The 17,418-nt window shown below is 69.0% G+C and carries 18 protein-coding genes and 2 pseudogenes; 9 read left to right on the top strand and 11 right to left on the bottom strand.

The genetic code is table 11. The features are described 5' to 3' along the window. Positions 1-5: 5 nt before the first annotated feature. Positions 6-1,130, bottom strand: coding sequence for a substrate-binding domain-containing protein (locus ACFY4A_RS21580; protein ID WP_390830993.1), 1,125 nt, complete (start codon positions 1,128-1,130; stop codon positions 6-8). After that, positions 1,094-2,167 (bottom strand): ROK family protein, encoded by a 1,074-nt coding sequence (locus ACFY4A_RS21585; RefSeq protein ID WP_390830994.1) that lies wholly within the window; start codon positions 2,165-2,167, stop codon positions 1,094-1,096. The genes ACFY4A_RS21580 and ACFY4A_RS21585 overlap by 37 nt, the downstream gene beginning before the upstream one ends. A gap of 695 nt (positions 2,168-2,862) precedes the next feature. Here ACFY4A_RS21585 and ACFY4A_RS21590 point away from each other — a divergent pair. The 4 genes from ACFY4A_RS21590 to ACFY4A_RS21605 all read left to right on the top strand — a co-directional run bounded on the left by ACFY4A_RS21590 (position 2,863) and on the right by ACFY4A_RS21605 (position 7,406). Continuing rightward, positions 2,863-3,024 (top strand): DUF6207 family protein, encoded by a 162-nt coding sequence (locus ACFY4A_RS21590; protein ID WP_390830995.1) that lies wholly within the window; start codon positions 2,863-2,865, stop codon positions 3,022-3,024. 83 nt (positions 3,025-3,107) lie between these two features. Continuing rightward, positions 3,108-4,016, top strand: coding sequence for a Ku protein (locus tag ACFY4A_RS21595; RefSeq protein ID WP_390830996.1), 909 nt, complete (start codon positions 3,108-3,110; stop codon positions 4,014-4,016). 413 nt (positions 4,017-4,429) lie between these two features. Then, positions 4,430-4,684 carry a hypothetical protein gene (locus ACFY4A_RS21600; RefSeq protein WP_390830997.1) on the top strand — a complete coding sequence of 85 codons (255 nt, stop codon included), beginning with the start codon at positions 4,430-4,432 and terminating at the stop codon, positions 4,682-4,684. Between the two features lie 1,669 nt (positions 4,685-6,353). After that, on the top strand, positions 6,354-7,406 hold the full coding sequence (locus ACFY4A_RS21605) for a hypothetical protein (RefSeq protein WP_390830998.1): 1,053 nt from the start codon (positions 6,354-6,356) through the stop codon (positions 7,404-7,406). A gap of 252 nt (positions 7,407-7,658) precedes the next feature. Here the strand turns inward: ACFY4A_RS21605 and ACFY4A_RS21610 are convergent, their stop codons facing one another. The 5 genes and pseudogenes from ACFY4A_RS21610 to ACFY4A_RS21630 all read right to left on the bottom strand — a co-directional run bounded on the left by ACFY4A_RS21610 (position 7,659) and on the right by ACFY4A_RS21630 (position 9,973). Then, a complete protein-coding gene (locus tag ACFY4A_RS21610) occupies positions 7,659-8,063 on the bottom strand; it encodes an STAS domain-containing protein (protein WP_390830999.1) in 405 nt (134 codons plus the stop codon). A gap of 147 nt (positions 8,064-8,210) precedes the next feature. Further along, on the bottom strand, positions 8,211-8,357 hold the full coding sequence (locus tag ACFY4A_RS21615) for a hypothetical protein (protein ID WP_390831000.1): 147 nt from the start codon (positions 8,355-8,357) through the stop codon (positions 8,211-8,213). Between the two features lie 258 nt (positions 8,358-8,615). After that, a pseudogene (locus ACFY4A_RS21620) lies at positions 8,616-8,875 on the bottom strand (NAD(P)/FAD-dependent oxidoreductase); the annotation flags it as partial. A gap of 8 nt (positions 8,876-8,883) precedes the next feature. Then, positions 8,884-9,300, bottom strand: coding sequence for an arsenate reductase ArsC (locus ACFY4A_RS21625; RefSeq protein ID WP_390831001.1), 417 nt, complete (start codon positions 9,298-9,300; stop codon positions 8,884-8,886). Between the two features lie 46 nt (positions 9,301-9,346). Next, a complete protein-coding gene (locus ACFY4A_RS21630; RefSeq protein WP_390831002.1) occupies positions 9,347-9,973 on the bottom strand; it encodes a low molecular weight phosphatase family protein in 627 nt (208 codons plus the stop codon). Positions 9,974-10,047: 74 nt separating this feature from the next. Here ACFY4A_RS21630 and ACFY4A_RS21635 point away from each other — a divergent pair, with 74 nt between their 5' ends. From ACFY4A_RS21635 to ACFY4A_RS21655, 5 genes and pseudogenes are all read left to right on the top strand, one after another. Continuing rightward, complete coding sequence (locus ACFY4A_RS21635; RefSeq protein WP_390831003.1) at positions 10,048-10,356, top strand: ArsR/SmtB family transcription factor; 309 nt, start codon at positions 10,048-10,050, stop codon at positions 10,354-10,356. Continuing rightward, positions 10,353-11,453, top strand: coding sequence for an ACR3 family arsenite efflux transporter (arsB, locus tag ACFY4A_RS21640; protein ID WP_390831004.1), 1,101 nt, complete (start codon positions 10,353-10,355; stop codon positions 11,451-11,453). The genes ACFY4A_RS21635 and arsB overlap by 4 nt, the downstream gene beginning before the upstream one ends. Continuing rightward, positions 11,450-11,964 (top strand): annotated as a pseudogene (locus tag ACFY4A_RS21645) (FAD-dependent oxidoreductase); the annotation flags it as partial. The gene arsB and the pseudogene ACFY4A_RS21645, both read left to right, overlap by 4 nt. 12 nt (positions 11,965-11,976) lie before the next feature. Then, entirely contained in the window at positions 11,977-12,225 is a 249-nt protein-coding gene (locus ACFY4A_RS21650; RefSeq protein ID WP_390831069.1) for an Imm21 family immunity protein, read from the top strand. A gap of 55 nt (positions 12,226-12,280) precedes the next feature. Then, complete coding sequence (locus ACFY4A_RS21655) at positions 12,281-12,436, top strand: hypothetical protein (RefSeq protein ID WP_390831005.1); 156 nt, start codon at positions 12,281-12,283, stop codon at positions 12,434-12,436. 240 nt (positions 12,437-12,676) lie between these two features. Here ACFY4A_RS21655 and ACFY4A_RS21660 read toward each other — a convergent pair whose 3' ends face one another. Genes ACFY4A_RS21660 through ACFY4A_RS21675 form a run of 4 tightly spaced genes read right to left on the bottom strand, consistent with a single transcriptional unit; the run spans position 12,677 to position 17,044 of the window. Beyond that, the gene (locus ACFY4A_RS21660) at positions 12,677-13,102 is read right to left on the bottom strand and encodes a hypothetical protein (protein ID WP_390831006.1); all 426 of its coding nucleotides are present in this window, start codon (positions 13,100-13,102) and stop codon (positions 12,677-12,679) included. Between the two features lie 6 nt (positions 13,103-13,108). After that, the gene (locus tag ACFY4A_RS21665; protein ID WP_390831007.1) at positions 13,109-15,577 is read right to left on the bottom strand and encodes a site-specific integrase; all 2,469 of its coding nucleotides are present in this window, start codon (positions 15,575-15,577) and stop codon (positions 13,109-13,111) included. Next, the gene (locus tag ACFY4A_RS21670) at positions 15,574-15,924 is read right to left on the bottom strand and encodes a helix-turn-helix domain-containing protein (RefSeq protein WP_390831008.1); all 351 of its coding nucleotides are present in this window, start codon (positions 15,922-15,924) and stop codon (positions 15,574-15,576) included. The genes ACFY4A_RS21665 and ACFY4A_RS21670 overlap by 4 nt, the downstream gene beginning before the upstream one ends. 16 nt (positions 15,925-15,940) lie before the next feature. Next, positions 15,941-17,044 (bottom strand): tyrosine-type recombinase/integrase, encoded by a 1,104-nt coding sequence (locus ACFY4A_RS21675; protein WP_390831009.1) that lies wholly within the window; start codon positions 17,042-17,044, stop codon positions 15,941-15,943. Between the last annotated feature and the right edge of the window lie 374 nt (positions 17,045-17,418).

Raw genomic sequence — 17,418 nt, forward strand, 5'->3', positions numbered from 1 at the left:
AGGAATCAACAAGAACTGCGAGGAAACCAGGGGGAATCGCCTCCGCACGAGGCCCGTACGACCAACTCGGGGCGCAGCTGCACCTGGTGCACCGGGCCGGTGCCGTCATGGGCCATCCGCTGCAGCAGGATCTCCGCCGCGAGCCGCCCCAACCGGTACTTCGGCGGCGACACCGCGGTCAGCGGCACCTCGGCCACATCGGCGAACTCGTTGTCGTAACTGACCAGGGCGAGATCCTCCGGTACTCGCAGCCCCGCGCGACGGGCCGCTCCCAGGATGAGGGACGCCTCCCTGTCACCGAAGCACAGGGCGGCGGTCGCCCCGTTCCCGGTGAGAGCGGCGACCGCCGCATCCGCCCGCCCAGCATCCCAGTCGTCCGTCAGCTCGCTCACGCGCACGGTCTCGGGCAGGCCGAGATCCGCAGCCGCTCGGTCGTATCCCACACCAATCGGCACAGCGTGCGGGCCGTCACCACGCAGCACCAGCGCGATCCGCCGGTGGCCCAGGTCATACAGGTGTTGTATGGCGACGTACGCGCCGCTCTCGTGGTCCGTGCACACGTGCTCCGTGACATCGCGCGGGCCCGCGGCGATGAGCCGGCGTTCCATCAGCACCACCGGTACGGGAAGGGCGAGCAGCTCGGCCGCCCGTCCCAGCGGGTCGGCGAGCTCATGGAGCATGGGCACCAGCAGCAGCCCGCCGACGCCGGCTTCGAGCAGCCGGTCGATCGCGTCGCGCTCGGCCGCCCGGTCGTACTGCGAGCAAGCGAGCACCAGCCGCGCGCCGGCCATCGCCAGAACCTCCTCGACGCCTTGCAACACGCGCGGGTAGTACAGCGACGTCGTGGGCACCAGCACTCCGACCACCGCTCCGGAGGAACGGGCGTCGTCGGGACGGAGGGTCGCGAAGGTCCCGGCTCCCTGCCGCCGCTCGACCAACTCCTGCCGGACCAGGACCTCGTACGCGCGCCGGACCGTGGTCACGGAGAAACCGGTCTCCGCCGCCAGAGCCTGCTCAGTGGGCAGCTTGGTGCCCTGGGGCCACGTGCCGTCGAGAACTCTCCGGCGCAGCTCGGCGGCCAGGCGCCGGAACTTCAGCTCGCGAGCCGTCTGTGGGCGGGATTCCACCATCCGAGCTCTCCCCAAGTCCGCTGGTCCACGAGGTCGTTCGAAAGCATGACCAACAACGAGCACGGCGTCGTCACCGCTGGCACGAGCAGTTCCCAGGCGAGGAGGCCCACACCCTGGCAGCCGGCGGTACCCTTCAGCGCGGCCGGGACCACTTCGGGCGGCGCCTGGAAGGTCAGTCGCTCGGCGATCGCGGTCCGCAGCGGCACAAAGAGAATGTCGCCGACTGCGGCCAGTTCGCCGCCAGTGACGACCGTCCGAGGATCCCGAAGGCCGACCCCCGCCACGACGGCGTCGGCGAGCGCGGCGACCGCTTCCTTCCAGATCCGCACGGCTTGGGGAGCTCCGTAGGCCGCGGCGCGCGCGGCGTGGACCGCGGTGGCGGTCGGGTCGCCGCTCGCCCGTGCCCACGCCTCAGCGATGGCGGGGACGCCGGCGACCGTCTCCAGGCAACCGACCGCCCCGCAGGCACAACGCCGCCCGCCGGGGCGGACTCGGAGGTGGCCGAACTCGCCGCCGAAACCGTGCGCCCCAGATTCGATCCGGCCGCCGGTGCCCACGGCGCCCCCGATGCCGTCACCGAGGGAGATGAACAGGAACCGGTCCTTGTCCCGGGCCGCACCCAGCCGCACCTCTGCCAGCCCACCCGCCTCTGCCAGCCCAGCGGAACGGACGTCGTGGCCGAGAGCAAACGGGAGGTCCTGCAGGGTTCGGCTCAGCGAGGAGCGCATCGGAACATCGCGCCAGCCAGGATTGGCAGAGAACAGCGCGAGGCCGCGGTCCTCGTCGACGGCCCCGGGAACCGCGACGCCGACGCCGCGTGCCGCCTCCCCGTACTTGTGCGGTCCGCGGTCGCGCAGTTCAGCGACGAAGTCCAGGACGGACTCGGCCACCGCCTCGGCTCCATGTTCGCGCCCGGAGGCGCGCCGTGTGTGATCCAGCAGCGTGCCGTCCCTTGCGATCAGGGCGGCTCCCGTGCTGGTGCTTCCGACATCGAGGGCAATGACGTACCTCACGGTCAGGGACGTGCCGTGGGACATGAACGGACTCCTGGGGCGACGTATCTGAAGGTGGCGCGAGACTCCACGCAAGCCATCCTGCAGCAGACTTGCTTAATGTTGATTGTTATAGCGCAAAAACAAGCAGTAAAGAGCAGAATCGGCTCCGGCTCCCCCACGACCATGAGGACCGTGGGCGAAGAGTGTCGGCCGAGCGGTGCCCTTGCCGAAAACCTCGGCCGCCCTGGTGAGAGCCGGTGTGCGGGGTGTAGGGGCTGCCGACTCCGGTCGCTCGAGCCGGCGCTCTCGCGCCGCCGGCGATCACCGCGGCAGGAGCGTGACGAATGCGCCGCGCTGCTCGCGCAGCCGCTTATTCTTCTCCGCCTCCGTCTTCGGCTTCCTGGCACTCACCCGGACAGGCCGCGGGCGCCGCCCGTACGCGGCAAGACGATGCGGCGCACCGTGCGCATCGTGCACTTCGCTGCGCAGATCCTCACCGAGGACCTCGAGGAACGTCGCGAGACCGCGGCGCCCAAGCCGGCCGTGGTGCGCACCCGATGCGCACCGCCGCCAGCCACGGTGCGCGCTACGCGGTGGCGGCGCGCACCGGCCGGTGCGGGGTACGCACCTGGCCAGGCCGCCGACAGACGTTCAGCTCTTCAGAGCCGTTGTTGTGGCCCTGACATTGGGCGCTTAAGCCTGATGATCACATGCGGCGGAGCCGGGGCTGACCGTGGGTGGAGATCGCGACATGCGACGACCAGACCGCCCTTCGCCGTCCAGGAGCCGCATGCCACGCGGTGGGCGACCGCGACGGCGGGCCGTACGACCGGGATCCGGGGCAGCCCGGAGTGCGGCTGCGCTGCTACCTGGACGTGCGCCAGACGCTCGGCCCATAGCGCCGAGGACGCCCGCCGGGCCTTCCTGGTGCCGGGCCCGGGCGGCGTCCTAGGCTGATACTGCTCGGGGCAGGAGGTGTGTCATGCCCCCGCGTGTGTGGACCGGTGCCATCTCGTTCGGGCTGGTCAGCGTCCCGATCGCCGTCCTGGGCGCAACCGAGGATCACAGCGTCCGCTTCCGCCGGATCCACACCGTCGACAACGGCCTGGTGCGCAACCGCTACTGGTGCGAGATCGAGGACCGAGAAGTATCGTACGGGGAGATCGGCCAGGGCTACGAGATGGCTGGCGGCCGCATCATCCCGCTCACCGACGAAGAACTGCGGCAGCTGCCGCTGCCCACGGCGCGCGCCATCGAGCTGGTGGGCTTCCTCCCGGCCGCCGACGTCGACCCCGTTCGGATCGGCCCCGGCTACTACCTGCGGCCACAGGGCAGCGTCGCCGCGAAGCCGTACGTGCTGCTGCGCCGGGCACTAGAGCGCAGCAGCAAGGTCGCCGTCGCGCGGTATGCGTGGCACGGCCGTGAGCGCCTCGGTCTGCTCAGGGTTCGCGGGGACGTGATCGCGCTGCACACGCTGCTGTGGCCCGACGAGATCCGTGACCCTGCCCAGGTGGCCCCCGGCCCCGCTCATCTGGAACCGGGCGAGATCGACGAGGCCATGACCCTGGTTGAGGTGATGTCCCGCGACAGTATCGAGGGCCCGGAGTTCACCGACCACTACACCCAGGCCCTGCGCCAGGTTGTCGAAGCCAAGCAGGAACACCGCCGGCTGCCAGAGGCTCCGCATCCGGCAGCCCGGCCGGGCCAGCCGGCGGACCTCATGGCCGCACTGCAGCAGTCCGTGAACAAGGCCCGGGCCGCGCGCGGCGAGCACGGCGCGGACGTCCCCGACCTGCCGACACCCGCAACGAAGACAACGGCCCGGAAGACCGCGAAGAAGTCGCCTGCCCAGAAGAAGACCTCCCCGAGGAAGCCCCGGCACAGCGTGTAGGGCTCTCGGACCCCGCCTCCGCCGGCGTCACACCGCGCGGTACGTCGCGGACGTGTCGCGCGTCTCTAGATCGACGACCCGCGCGCGCTGATCGCGGTGTCCCCCGCCTTTCGGGGGCCATCGCCATCGCTGGCGTGGGCGCCGGTTCAGGCGAGCACGCCTGCGTGGCGTACGGGATGCCTGACTGCAGCACCAGCAGCCCGTACACCACCGGCAACATCCCCTGGCAACGGCAGAGAAGGCGGCCAGCTAACAGCCCGCCAAGCTCTCGCCCGGGGCCCGTTGACATCCTCACCCTCGAGGAATAGGACGAAAAGCGTAAAGCGCTCAAAAGTGTGTTCGTGCGGATCCCGGTGGCTACCACGACGGACACCAGACTCCATGACTGTGCGTCGCAGGAAGGAGGTGAAGACATGGACGACACCGAACGGGCACCTGAGGAACCCGAGGCGACCCCGACTGAAGGCGAACAACCCGCAGCCGAAGCAGAGACGGAGGAGGCGGAAGCACCCGCAGGCGGCGAGACCTCGGAACCCGAAGCGACCCCGACCGAAGGCGAACAACCCACAGCAGAAGCGGAAACGGAGGAGGCGGAAGCACCTGAAGCGGAAACGGAGGAGGCGGAAACGCCGACGGCTGAGGGTGAGGAGTCGTCCGAGGGTGAGTAAAGTGATCCCGCCCTTGTGAGGTGTTCACATCACGAACATCGACGGATGGTGCCCTTTCCAGCGGCTGGAGAAGCGTGCGTCAGCGGCATTTCTCCAGCCGCGCTTTCTTCGTTCCCTTGGCCGCCCGCGGTTCAGCAACCGGGGTTGCGGCCCAGCCCGCCGGCTCCTGGGCGGCAGGATGGCGCCATGCTCGATACTCGCCTGACATGAGTGTGTGGGCCAAGGGAGTGGTGGTGGCGATGGCCCCATTGCCGCTGGCCTTGATCGTCCGTTGGGCGAACTGTGGAACCCCGTGGTGACGGGGCCGCGCGTTGCGGCCGCCCGCTCGGGGCTTTCTGTGCTCCAGCCGACCGAGCCGGATGGCCTGGACGCCGTCGTCCGTCGCACACGCGGGTGGGTCGGACTGTGATGGTCATGTGCTCAACGGTGACCCCGCCGCTGTAGTGCTGGCCGTTGCGGGCCGACTCACCTGAGAGCTGGAGACGTTGAGCGTGGCCGGGTGAAGACAGCTGGTTGAGGTGAGCATGAACAGCGCTGAAGGACCAGGGGCGGCTGCGGCGGGAGGCGCGCACGGCGTCTGTCTGCTGCGCGAACAACTCGTGGAAGTGATTGCTTCCATTCGCTCGCAGTCACCCATGATGCACGGTCCGACCCATGGCGGAGCCGGAGACCGCCCGATCAAGAGTCCCAGAACGACGCCCCGGTGATCTCCTGTCCATCGACCTCGCGGCGCCGGTCCGGCGCCGGCGGCGGACGGCTCCCTCGCCCGGGACCACGCGGAGATCATCCGCTCTGACCTGATCATCGTCGAGAGGGCTGCCGCCGGGGTGGCGGCTACGCCTCAGGGTGGCGCTGGTTCCGGGCCAGCCGGCGGGAAGCGCAGCGTCACACCGCGCGCCGTTGCACACGCCGCTTGCTCCAGGCTCGTTTGCGGCAGCGGGGATGCCCCGCACTCCGGACAGCCGGCCGTCACGCCAGCCTTCACCGCCTCGGTCCTCGCCCGTGCCCGCCGCCAGTGCCGCGAGCGGCAGGCTGACGACGGCGCCGACCTCACCGCGCGCAGCCGGCGTCCATCTCTTCGATCACCTCGCCATGGATGCTGTACACAAGCCGGCGCCACTCACCGAACGCTGCAACCGGGTCGAGAGCCTGTTGTCGGTCTGTCGGCCCTTGCCAGGACATGGATGGCCATGAAGATCTCCTCCTGCGCGTCGTCGGGGGCGTCGGACAACGCGTTGGCGGCCGTTGGATCAGTTTCGACTCTCGCCTCGCCCGCCCGGCACGGCAGGAGCAGCATGGTACGGGGAGGGCTCATGCAGGCCCGGGCTACCGCTCGGGCGGAGGGCGCCTGTGCGGGCTATTCCCGGCGGCAAGAGCCAGTCTGGCCGGGCCTCTCGATGTCCCGGGCCGCACCGAGGCCCAAGCATCGCGGCGATCTTGTCGGTCGGTTCACCCAAGTGAACAACCAGGGACGGCTGACTGCCCATGCACATGCCCGGAGAACAGCATGGCGGTCGCGAAATCCACGCGCGCGGGTAGCCGCCCGCCGGGCGATTTCCAACTGCCTTCCGCAGGATGGGACCGGTTGCCCGGTTCAGGCGGCGTATGGCCGGCGGCCTTTCTTCGTGTGCGGCGGCGACGCCGTACTCGGCCCCACCAGGAGCAGTTCATGGCAGCGACGACGGATGTGTTGATACCGGCGTTGGAAGACGCTCGTGAGGCTCACGCCGCGGTCATCGACCGGTTCAGGACGGATGTGGCCTTCACACGGCCAGGCGTAGACCGGCAGGAACTCCAACGCCAGGCCGCCGAGGCTCAAAGCCACCTCGAACGCATCGAGGACCGTGTACGGGCGATGCGCCCTCGCCGCGGGCTGCTGTCCGCCGCCGGACAGTTCATGCAGTTGGCGACCCGCGCCGTCGTGCGGGCGGCCATGCCGCTGGAGGTGGGGGCGTGGGCCTTGGCGGAGAGGGTGCGCGGTCAGCAGCCGGCCCATGAGCACCGGCTGCTGAAGAACACCGAGGACGAGTACGCGGCCGCAGCCCGGGCCCTGGCGACCTGCCAGGCAGGCAGCGATATCGCAGAGCAGCTGCACGATCCGGAGACTGCCGACCTGCTCGCCGTACTGCGCCTCCAGAACGAGCAGCTGCTGGAGATTCTCAAGGAGAATCTCACCCGGCGGGCCAGGGCCGCGGTGACTGTCGGGAACGACCACCGTCCCCCACCGGCCCAAGCCGACGAAGGACTGCTGGGCGCGGTCATGCGCACAGTGCGCGAAGCCGTGGCCCAGCTGCGGGCACACACCGTTGCGGACACCCTGCGAAAGACGCCAGCCGCTACCCCCATGGCCGAGGAGGAACTCCAAGGCGCGGTCACCCGCGAGGAGGACCTGCCCATCCCCCGCTACAGCCGGCTCGACATCCCCGAGATCCAACAGTGCCTGCCCAGCCTGTCCCAGGCAGAACTAACCGTGCTCGACGGCTACGAACGTGCCCACGCCGGCCGCCACCGGGTACTGAACGCCATCGCGCGCCTGCGGGAGGCCGAGCCCTGGGCCGGCTACGACGTGATGGACCCGGAACGCATCAAGATTCACCTGCACGACGTCTCCGACAGTCTGGTCCGGCAGGTGCTGGAGTACGAGCGGCGCCACCGTCAGCGCAACACAGTGATCAACGCGGCCGAGGGCGCATCCCCGCCCACACCCGAGGCCGAGGATTGAACATCCATGTCAGATCGTGCGCTAAGCCCTCGCGGCCATGATTGGCTCTCTGACTGGTCTGATCGTACGGCGGAGCCTTCGCGGGTCGATATTGTCGACCTTCGGAGGACCTGGTGGCGGTGGAGTTCTTATCGGATGAGCAGACAGCCGGGGGTCAGGGCGAAGGCCACGCCCAGGCTGGCGAAGATGCCGCAGCCGTGGAGACAAGGGGCCGCGATGCGCCGCATCGCTGCGCCGTGCCCGTTGCTCTGCTCAGCTGTGGGTGCCGGGCCAGTGCGCCAGGCCGTCAGCCGTCGGTGCCTGGCACGTCGCATCCTGTGGCGAGTCGTAGAACTCGTACGCGTCGCCCAGGCCACCATGTTGAAAGACCTTGAGCATCCGGGCGGAGGGGCACGTGATCCGCAGCGATCCCTCGTACTGCCGGATGAGCCTGGTGACCGCTACAACCGTGCCGAGCCCCATCGAGTCGAGGAACGGCACGAAGCACAGGTCCAGCACGAAATGCCGATGCCCGTCACCAAGCAGCGTGATCACTGCTTCACGGATCCTGGAATGAGTACGGACATCTACCTCGCCGTCGACCTCAACAACGGTCCAGCCGTTCACCTGGTCGCAGCTGACGGCGATGTGCTCGGTGCGGACGATGGTCGTTCGCATGGCCAACCCCTTCGCGGCTCTGGACGGCACAAGGAACCCCCAGCGACGCGTTGCGAGGCTGTCCCGCTGTGTCTGTGCTGCCTGCAGATGCCGCCTGCTTCCATCCAACGCACCCGTCCCCTGATCGCAAGCCGGGACGCGCCTGCGTCAACCGCGCCGGTTGCGCAGGCCCGACCACAGGGCACCTGTCACCCCGACCACGACGGCCAGGAACCCCACCACAAACCCGACCACCGCACCGAGGGCGAGCACGTGACCTTTGACATCGTCCAGGGCCAGAAGGTCCGCAGGCATAAAGCATCGTCCGGGGCTGACTGCTCACGGTGATGCAAGGCGGGTTGCCGGAACAGGCAACCCGCCTCTTTGGTGCGGCGAGGCTACGCGACGTCCGGGTCCGGCCCAGGACGGACGTGCCAGCGCCGCCGGCAGGAGACCGGGACACCAACCGGTGGGGCAAGCTGCCCTGCTGCGAGCCTGTTTTGTGCCGGCGCACCTGGCGGGGCCGGCCTGAGGGCGTGCCACGATGCCATCAGGTGGCAGCCCCCGTGGTCTGACGATGTCGTCGTCGATCATCTCGGCGCCGAACTTCTCGGCCTGGGCCCGCATGTTCTCCATCAGGACCGGGCCGTCGACGCCCTCGGGGAAGCCGGGAAGTTCTCCACCTCGGTCGTCGTGGCCAGCGAGCCGCCGACGAAGATGGAACTGCCGAACAGGAGCGGCTGCAGTTGGGCGCGGGCAGTGTAGAGGGCGGCGGTGTATCCGGCAGGGCCGGAGCCTATGACGATGACCTCGCGCACGTCGTCGGGGTGCATCACGGCTGTCACGCCTCCTGCGTGGCGACGATCTCGGCGATGAGGGTCTCGATGCGGGTCTTGATCTCGTCGCGGATGGGGCGGACTGCTTCGACGCCCTTGCCCGCGGGGTCTTCCAGGGCCCAGTCGAGGTACTTCTTGCCGGGGAGGATGGGGCAGGCGTCGCCGCAGCCCATGGTGATGACGTAGTCGGACGCCTGGACGGCCTCGGTGGTGAGGATCTTCGGCTTGGCCGCGGAGATGTCGACGCCGACTTCCTTCATGGCCTCGACGGCGGCGGGGTTGACCTGGTCGCCGGGGATGGAGCCGGCGGAGCGGACCTCGATCCGGTCGCCCGCGAGGTGGTTGAGGAATCCGGCGGCCATCTGCGAACGGCCGGCGTTGTGGACGCAGACGAACAGCACGGAGGCGAGCGGAGCGGACATCGGTTCTTCCTTCACAAGACGGGGTGGCAGGTGGTGCGGTGGGAATTCAGGTGCTCGGCAGGCTGGCGAGCAGCTCGGTGATACGGGCATTGATGTCGTCGCGGATCTCGCGGACCACGGCGATTTGGGCGCCGTCGGGATCCGGCACGGGCCAGTCCAGGTACCGGCGGCCGGGCACGATCGGGCAGGCGTCGCCGCAGCCCATGGTGATCACGATGTCGGCGGCCCTCACGACCTCATCGGTCAGCGGCTTGGGGAACGCTGCAGTGGGATCGGCGCCGGCCTCGGTCAGGACCTGCTCGATGTGCGGCTCGATATCCGGTGCCGGGTGAGTGCCCGCTGGAGAGACCGTGACCCGCCCCTGTACCCGGTGCTGCGACAGCGCGGCGGCGAGCTGGGAACGGCCGGCGTTGTGACTGCACACGAACAGCACCCGGGGCAGCCCCGAGCCCGGCGCGCCGTGGACGTGGGCGAGGGCGTCAAGGCGTTCGGCGGTCAACCGCTCGGCCAGCACCACCAGGTGCATGGTGACCGAGGCGGTCTCGGCGAGGCGCCGGTAGGAGTCGGTGAGCAGGCTCTGCACGGTCTCGACGCCGAAGCGGCCGGCATGCCGGGTCGCGAGCCGGGGCGCGCCGACGGCCAGGCGTTCATCGGGCGAGGCAACGGCGCACATTGAAGACCCCCTCGACGGGCCTATAGGTCAGCCCCGACTGGTATCAGTTTCGGGTGATGTGACAGTATCAGTCCATGCTGACGCCAGTCGACACTGACCTGATCCGGGTGCTGGCCGACCCGCTCAGGCTCCAGATCGTGACCCTGCTGGCCCGCGAGACGCTGTGCACCACGCACCTGGTGGAAGAGACCGGCGCCCGCCAGACGAACCTGTCCAACCACCTGAAGGTGCTGCGCGAGGCCGGGGTGGTGGAGACCGAGCCGTGCGGCCGGTTCACCTACTACCGGCTCAAGCCGGAGGTCCTCGAGTCGCTCGCCGGCCAGTTAACCGGCCTCGCCGCAACCGCCCGCGCCAACGCCGAGACCAAGAGGGCCTGCCCGTGACCTCCACCGAGTCCGCCACGACCACCGCGACGACCGAGCAGCCCTCGGTCGTCGCCAAGCTCTCTACACTCGACCGCTACCTGGCCGTGTGGATCCTGGCCGCGATGGCCGTCGGCCTCGGGCTTGGTCGGCTGATCCCCGGACTCGGCGGCGCCCTGGCCAAGGTAGAGATCGGCGCGATCTCCCTGCCGATCGCGATCGGCCTGCTGGTCATGATGTATCCGGTCCTGGCGAAGGTCCGCTACGACAAGCTCGACGCGGTCACCGGCGACCGGAAGCTCATGGTCTCCTCGCTGGTGATCAACTGGATCGTGGGACCTGCGGTGATGTTCGCGCTGGCGTGGATCTTCCTGCCGGACCTGCCCGAGTACCGCACCGGCCTGATCATCGTCGGCCTGGCCCGCTGCATCGCCATGGTCATCATCTGGAACGACCTCGCCTGCGGCGACCGCGAAGCTGCCGCCGTCCTCGTAGCCCTGAACTCTGTTTTCCAGGTCCTCGCGTTCGGCCTGCTGGGCTGGTTCTACCTCGGCCTGCTGCCCGGCTGGCTCGGCCTGGGCGACGGCGAGCACCTGGACATCTCGATGTGGAAGATCGCGCTGAACGTGGTCATCTTCCTCGGCATCCCGCTGCTCGCCGGCTTCCTCACCCGCCGCATCGGCGAGAAGAAGCTCGGCCGCGAGAAGTACGAGAACGGCTTCCTGCCGAAGATCGGCCCCTGGGCGCTGTACGGCCTGCTGTTCACGATCGTCATCCTCTTCGCCCTGCAGGGGAAGACCATCACGTCCCAGCCATTGGACGTTGCGCGGATTGCGCTGCCGCTGCTGGTCTACTTCGCGGTGATGTGGTTCGGCGTCTTCGCCCTGGGCAAGGCGATCGGCCTGGCCTACGACCGCACCGCCACCCTCGCCTTCACGGCGGCCGGCAACAACTTCGAGCTGGCCATCGCGGTCGCCATCGCCACCTTCGGCGTCACCTCCGGCCAGGCCCTGTCCGGCGTCGTCGGCCCGCTCATCGAGGTGCCCGTGCTCGTCGCGCTGGTCTACGTCTCCCTTGCCTGGCGGCGGAAGTTCACGGCCGCGCGGCCGGGTTCATGACGCAGCACGTGGATGTGGTGGTGGTCGGCGGCGGCCAGGCAGGACTTGCCGCCGGCTACCACCTGCGCCGCCAGAAAGTGGACTTCGTCATCCTGGACGCCGAAGCGGCGCCGGGCGGGGCCTGGCAGCACATGTGGGACTCGCTGCACCTGTTCTCCCCGGCGGAGCACTCCTCGCTGCCCGGCCGGCGCATGCCCGCCCAGGTAGGCGAAACCTACCCGGACGCCGGGCACGTGGTGGAGTACCTCGCCGACTACGAGAAGCGCTACGACCTGCCCGTGCAGCACGGCACCCGTGTGGAGGCTGTACGCCGCGACGGCGACCGGCTCCTGGTCGAAGCGGACTCCGGCACCTGGCGGGCGAAGGCGGTCATCAGCGCGACCGGCACCTGGTCGCGGCCCTTCCTCCCCGCCGCCCCCGGCCGCGGCGCCTTCACCGGGCGGCAGCTGCACACGTGAACTACCGCCGCCCAGCCGACTTCGCCGGACAGCGCGTCATCGTGGTCGGCGGCTTGGCCCAGGCGGTGCTTGCTGATCCCACCACCGCGTGGGAGGAGTGCGGTGTCTGGGAGACGGATGGCCCGGCGGTGCTCATGGACTCCGTGACAGCCGGGGCCGAGCTGGGTGTCGAGTACCCGGCCGGCGGTGGCCTGCCGGAGCAAGCGCCCGTCCCGATTCGGCCCGGCCGCTGGACAGTCCGCGCCGTCTATGCCTCGCCGATCGAGGAGACCTCGGTTGGGGTGATCCATCTTCTGCCTTGGTCGTCGCACTGACCGAGCTGCATCGTCGGTGTGGGGAGGAGTTCAGGACGCCTCTCTGTCCAGCCGGATGAGCATCGAAGATCTGCTCGCGGGCGACCGGTCCCTTGGCCGCCGCGTCGTCCCGCCGGCGTTCGAGCCTGGGCCGGAACTCGATGGTGGTGACGAAGAACGTGCAGGACTCGCCGATCGACTGGAAGTGGCAGTCCATCTCGACGGGGCGTGAGCAGTAGCCATTGCCGAGCGTCCGGCGGTGCATCTCCCGGCGGAGCTTGGCCATCTCCGTTCACCTCGGCGTCGGTCGGCAGCCGGCGCGGGACGTCGTAGAGTGCCTCGGCCTTCTCCGAGACGGCGAAGTACTCGTCGGCGACGGTCCGGTCGGCGATCCGTAATGGTGGAGTCGGGTATGGGAACTGCCTGAATGCCCGGGGCTTGACCGCAATCACGGCGCCGTTGGCCATGTGGGTCACTCGTTCCAGTCGAACGTGAACTGGCCGGTGGCGCTGTCACGGCTGACGTTGCGGAGACGGGGTGTCAGATTGAACTTCTCTGCGACCCATCCGGCGATCGCCGGAGCGAGGGCTGCCTCTGCGTAGTCGACCTCGAAGATCTCCAGGGCCCGAACCGAGATCAGGATGTAAGGGCTGGTCTCGATGCGTTCGATGTCGCCGGATACTTTGCCCAGGCCGACCCGCAACCAGGCGACTTCGCGTTCGTTGAGTGCCAGCCGGTTTCCGTAGAGGGCGTTGTTGACTTCGGAAGCGTCCAGCCAGACCCGGTTGCTGACGGGAACGCCCATGGTCGGCGGGTTCGTCAGGCGGGTGGCCTCGGCTGCGATCCCGAGAAACAGCCCGAAGCCACCCTTCTGAAATTTGTAGCGATAGGTCCCCATGGCCCCTCAGTCGTTTCGTGTGCCTGGCCGCCGGTTGGCGGACTCGATTTCATGGTTGTGACGGCTGGCCCTGCGGCTGATCTCGGCGGCATAGGCGCCCCAATCGCCGGCAGCGGCTCGCTGCCATTTGACGGCGACGGTGATGTCGATGCCGAGGGTGCGGGCGAGGACGGCGGCGGGCAGCTCGGTGGCGAGCTGGAACAGCGCGGTCGAGCGGGTCTCGGCGAGGCGGATGCCGAGCTTGCGGAGTCGTTCGCCCATGGCCCAGACACTGATCGGGCGGCCGGGCTGGCCGCCGGGGAAGAGCCAGGGTGACTGCGTCCGGGCGAGAACGGCATGGCTGCGGCGAGCCGCGACCTGCTGAAGGGCCAGTTCAGCGACGGGGCCGGGCAGGTCGACCGGGACGTCGCCGAGGCGGATGCGGACGGCTCCGTCGGTTTCCTCGATGTGGTCGACAGTGAGCCGGGAGATCGCCGCGGGCCACTGGGCATAGAGGAGCAACAGCAGGCCGGCGAGGAGGTCTTCGGTCCGGATGGTGTCGTCGTGCAGCAGGCGGCGGGCGGTGGCCCAGCGGGCCTCGTCGTCCATCGGCTGGGAGGGGCCGTTCCATCTGACGGCCGGGAAGCTGAGATCGCGGGTGATCTTCTGGGCGAGAGCCCAGCGCACGAAGTGGCCTGCCTCCCGGCGGTGGCGGACGTCGTCGCTGGTCATCCAGCGTTCGAGGTCCGTCTGGCGGCAGGTGGCAAGACTCAGATTTTGGTTTTCAAGCCAGTCGAGGAAGTGAACGGCGGCCCGCAGATGCTGGCGGACGACGGTGAGCTGGGTGTGCGTGATGTCCTTGCCGCGGCTGCGTCGGCGGAGCCGTCGCAGGAGGTGCCAGGTCGCGTACCGGTGCAGGATTTTCCGTCCCTCGGCGGTTGCGTGGGAGGTGACGAGATCGTTCACGTGCCGTTCCAGGCGGACCATCTGCTCGTCCCGCTGGGGCAGGGTGCCGGTGGCCACGAGCACGCTGCGGATGTGCTCGACGACCTTGCCTTCCGGGAGTTCGTCCAGGGCCTCGTGCGTCAGGGACCGACGGCCGGAGCCGAGATCGGACAGGACGGTGGAGACGATGCCCCCGGAGAGCCAGCGCATCGCCGTGCCGGACCGTTCTGCGCCGGCCAGGGCGTCGTGGAGGGCCTGCAGCTTCGGGGGTATGGCGCCCGAGTCGTCGGCGAAAAGCTCATGGAGCCGCTGCTTGAGCGTGCAGCGAGGGCACGGGCCGGAGGCTTGCAGTCGTTCCGCTTCCCCGCAGGTGGGACACGGGCGCCAGAGCTCGGCATCCGGTGCGGTGCAGGGGCCGCAGACCGGTGCTTCGGCGGTCCCGGAGTGGATGCCGCGGAGCCGCCCGCAGGCGGTGCAATGGGCCTGGCGTCTGTCGCAGCCGCCGCAGCGAGGCAGGCCGGTCAGACGGGAGTGGGTGCCGGGTGCGGCGCGGCCGCAAATCGAGCAGACGAGGACGGGCAGGGGACAACAGTTGGGACAGAGGGGGCCGTCAGGGGTGCGATTCTGTACTCGTCGACGCTTGCCGCAGCTGATGCAGACCTCGACGTTCGCGGGGTCGGTGACCAGGCAGTTCGGACACAGCGGTCGTCCCTGGACGTCGCGGATGGCCGGTTCGCGCCGGGCTCCGCAGCGTACGCATTCTTCGATGCGGGACTTGGCTATGCAGTTGCGGCAGACCCGTTGTCCCTCGAGCGGCTTGTCGATGCGGACCACGCGGTGGCAGCGGGGGCAGGGCGGGCGGACGATCCCGGTGACGCCGGCCTCGTGCAGCAGCTCGATGAACCTCAGGATGGCGCGATGCGGCGCAAGATATCCCTCCCCGGTCAGCAGGCGGGGGTTGTCCTCCAGGGCCCAGACCACTCGCTGCCGATAGTGGGGACGGTGAGGCGCCGACCGGCGCAGGGCCTCGGCGACCACGTCACGGTCGCTGCCCGGGGCGATCGCGGTAATCACCGCGTGGATGACCGTGACCGGATCACGGTCATCATGGTCGGGACACATCGAACAGCGCGGCAGGCCCTTGCGGTCCCGGAAGGTGACGCGCCGGGTGTTGCCGCAGGCGGCGCACTCGGAGGTCTCCTTGATGCAGACCGAGCAGTACCAGTCCTGGCCCTGCCGCTGGAGGCTTCGCAGGCTCTTTGCGCAGTCGGCGCAGACCGGCGGCGAGATCGCCGAGGCGCTGGCCCTGCGGAGCGCGATGAGGAGGTCGCCGACGGATCTCGGCGCCGGGGACCGGCCGTCGGCCAGGACGCCGGGCCGCGTGGCCAGGGCCTTTGCGAGGCGGCGTGACTTCGCGCGGCCGCCCGCGACTGCAGTGACCACGGCTCGGATGGCCTCGGAGCCGAGTTCCTTTTCGACGTCGGCGACCAGGTCCGTGATCAGGCCGATCGGGTCAACGACGGCGCGGTCGAGGGAGTCAGCGGTGGTCACGTCCGGTCAACACCCCTGATCCGGGCCCGCTTCGGCCTCAGCCCGCCGAGTCCCTCCGCATCGGGCGCCGAGCCGCCGGCAGCCGCCTTCTTCGGCTTCCTCACGGCCCCGGCCGCCGCGATGGGCTCGATGAGGTCGTCCATGGCGCAGTCCAGGATGTCGAGCAGGGCCATGAGGATCTTCAGGCTCAGTCGCTCGGGCCGTTCGACGACCAGCCGGTAGACCTGGCTCGAGGACAGGGTGATGCCGCGTTCGGCGAGTGGAGGGATGAGGTCGGTGGTGGAGAACATCCCGCGGTCGGCCATGACTTTGCGCAGGTGCCAGTGGTAGTCGAGCTTGGCGGCCATCGCCGGTTCCTTCCTGTCAGGCCCCGGCGAACGCCGGGGCCAGTGCCTTGTGCAGGGAAGTGTTCATGAAGTCGTCGCTGACGTGCGTGTAGATGGCCAGGGAGCTGTCGCACTCGTGGCCGACCTGCTGCTGGATGAAGCGCCGGTCCGCCCCGTCCTCGGTCAGATGCGTGACGTACGAATGCCGCAGCGAGTGCGGGACCAGCTCTTTCGGCAGGCCGAGGGCGTCCCGGTATGCCTCGAACCGGTCGTTGATCGAGCCGGGCTGCAGGCGGCCACCGCGTTCGGTGATCCACAGAGCGGGATGGTCGGGGAACCCGAAACGCGGGCGGACGTTCTCGACGTAGTCGGCGACTGCGTCGACGGCCCAGTCCATCACCGACAAGACGTTCCGGCGCCGCGGCGGCTGGCCCTTCTTGGCCTTGCCATAGCGGACGTTGAGCGTGCCGTACCGGCCGAACTGCCGGGCCTGCGTGTTGCGGCCGAAGTCGACCAGGTCGAGCTTGGAGGTCTCGGTCCGGCGCAGGCCCCACCCGTAGATCACCTTGAAGAGGGTGGCGTCGCGGTAGGCCGCCAGGGCGCCCTTGCGTTTCGCCCGTACCGCTCGTTCGACCTGGTCGTCGGCGTAGTCGAGGAAGAGCTGCAGCTTTTCCCGGGTGAACGCTCTCGCCTCCGGGTCGCCCTCGTAGTCGTTGAGGTGAACGATGGTGTTCCACTCGTGGCAGATCGCCACCGGAAAAGTGCCGAAGGCTTCCTCGCAGGCAGGACCCCAGCCGTAGCGGCCGTCGATGAGGAACTCGCTGAACAGCCGCACAGTGCCCTGGTAGCTGCGGACCGTTGACGGCGCCAGATGCTTCTCGCCGGTCAACGAAACCGACCACTCGTCCACGTGGGCCGGTGTCCACTGCCACGGATACTCGTTCGTGAACTCCAGGAACCGGCGGATGAGCCGTTCCCGGTCCTCGACCGTCTCGTCCTTCAGCCCTCGCGACTTCTGCTGAGCCCGCCAGCCCCGCAGCATCGCGTCGAACGTCGCTTCCTCGGGCCGCAGTTGGGCCACCCCAGAGATGAGCTCCAGATGAGCCGACCCGGACAGGGCCACCTTGCGCTGATGCACCACTCCAGACCATCCCTTCTGGAGGGAGGATCATGCATCAGAAGGGATCTGCTCGGCAACATGCCTGGTCAAGCTGCTAGTTCGTCGGAGCCTCGGAGTCCTTCAGGTCCTTGTTGTGACCTGGCGACCTGCGGCTTCTCGCCCGCCTGATGCAATTCCCGAGGGTTGGCGTAAACACGCGTCATGGACAGCGACTTGTGGCCAAGGAGCCAGGCAGATTGGCCTCCAGGGACATGCCCCGGTTGATCGCCTGAGTGGCCAGAGTGGGCCTGTACCGCTTCCAAGGCCATGCCCGCCTCCCGCAGCCGGGTCAGGCAGGTGTACGGCAGCTGATGGCACGTCAACTCCGTAGGGCCCGGGCTGTTTCCGGACGCCGT

Origin of the sequence: Streptomyces sp. NPDC001292 (assembly GCF_042896465.1) — a bacterium.
GTDB lineage: Bacteria > Actinomycetota > Actinomycetes > Streptomycetales > Streptomycetaceae > Streptomyces.

Coding starts and splice junctions, on each gene's coding strand:
- ACFY4A_RS21585 (WP_390830994.1), bottom strand. CDS start 2,167: ATGTCCCACGGCACGTCCCTGACCGTGAGGTACGTCATTGCCCTCGAT.
- ACFY4A_RS21580 (WP_390830993.1), bottom strand. CDS start 1,130: ATGGTGGAATCCCGCCCACAGACGGCTCGCGAGCTGAAGTTCCGGCGC.
- ACFY4A_RS21625 (WP_390831001.1), bottom strand. CDS start 9,300: ATGTCCGCTCCGCTCGCCTCCGTGCTGTTCGTCTGCGTCCACAACGCC.
- ACFY4A_RS21655 (WP_390831005.1), top strand. CDS start 12,281: ATGAGCATCGAAGATCTGCTCGCGGGCGACCGGTCCCTTGGCCGCCGC.
- ACFY4A_RS21635 (WP_390831003.1), top strand. CDS start 10,048: ATGCTGACGCCAGTCGACACTGACCTGATCCGGGTGCTGGCCGACCCG.
- ACFY4A_RS21610 (WP_390830999.1), bottom strand. CDS start 8,063: ATGCGAACGACCATCGTCCGCACCGAGCACATCGCCGTCAGCTGCGAC.
- ACFY4A_RS21670 (WP_390831008.1), bottom strand. CDS start 15,924: ATGGCCGCCAAGCTCGACTACCACTGGCACCTGCGCAAAGTCATGGCC.
- ACFY4A_RS21660 (WP_390831006.1), bottom strand. CDS start 13,102: ATGGGGACCTATCGCTACAAATTTCAGAAGGGTGGCTTCGGGCTGTTT.
- ACFY4A_RS21630 (WP_390831002.1), bottom strand. CDS start 9,973: ATGTGCGCCGTTGCCTCGCCCGATGAACGCCTGGCCGTCGGCGCGCCC.
- ACFY4A_RS21615 (WP_390831000.1), bottom strand. CDS start 8,357: ATGCCTGCGGACCTTCTGGCCCTGGACGATGTCAAAGGTCACGTGCTC.
- ACFY4A_RS21605 (WP_390830998.1), top strand. CDS start 6,354: ATGGCAGCGACGACGGATGTGTTGATACCGGCGTTGGAAGACGCTCGT.
- ACFY4A_RS21600 (WP_390830997.1), top strand. CDS start 4,430: ATGGACGACACCGAACGGGCACCTGAGGAACCCGAGGCGACCCCGACT.
- ACFY4A_RS21595 (WP_390830996.1), top strand. CDS start 3,108: ATGCCCCCGCGTGTGTGGACCGGTGCCATCTCGTTCGGGCTGGTCAGC.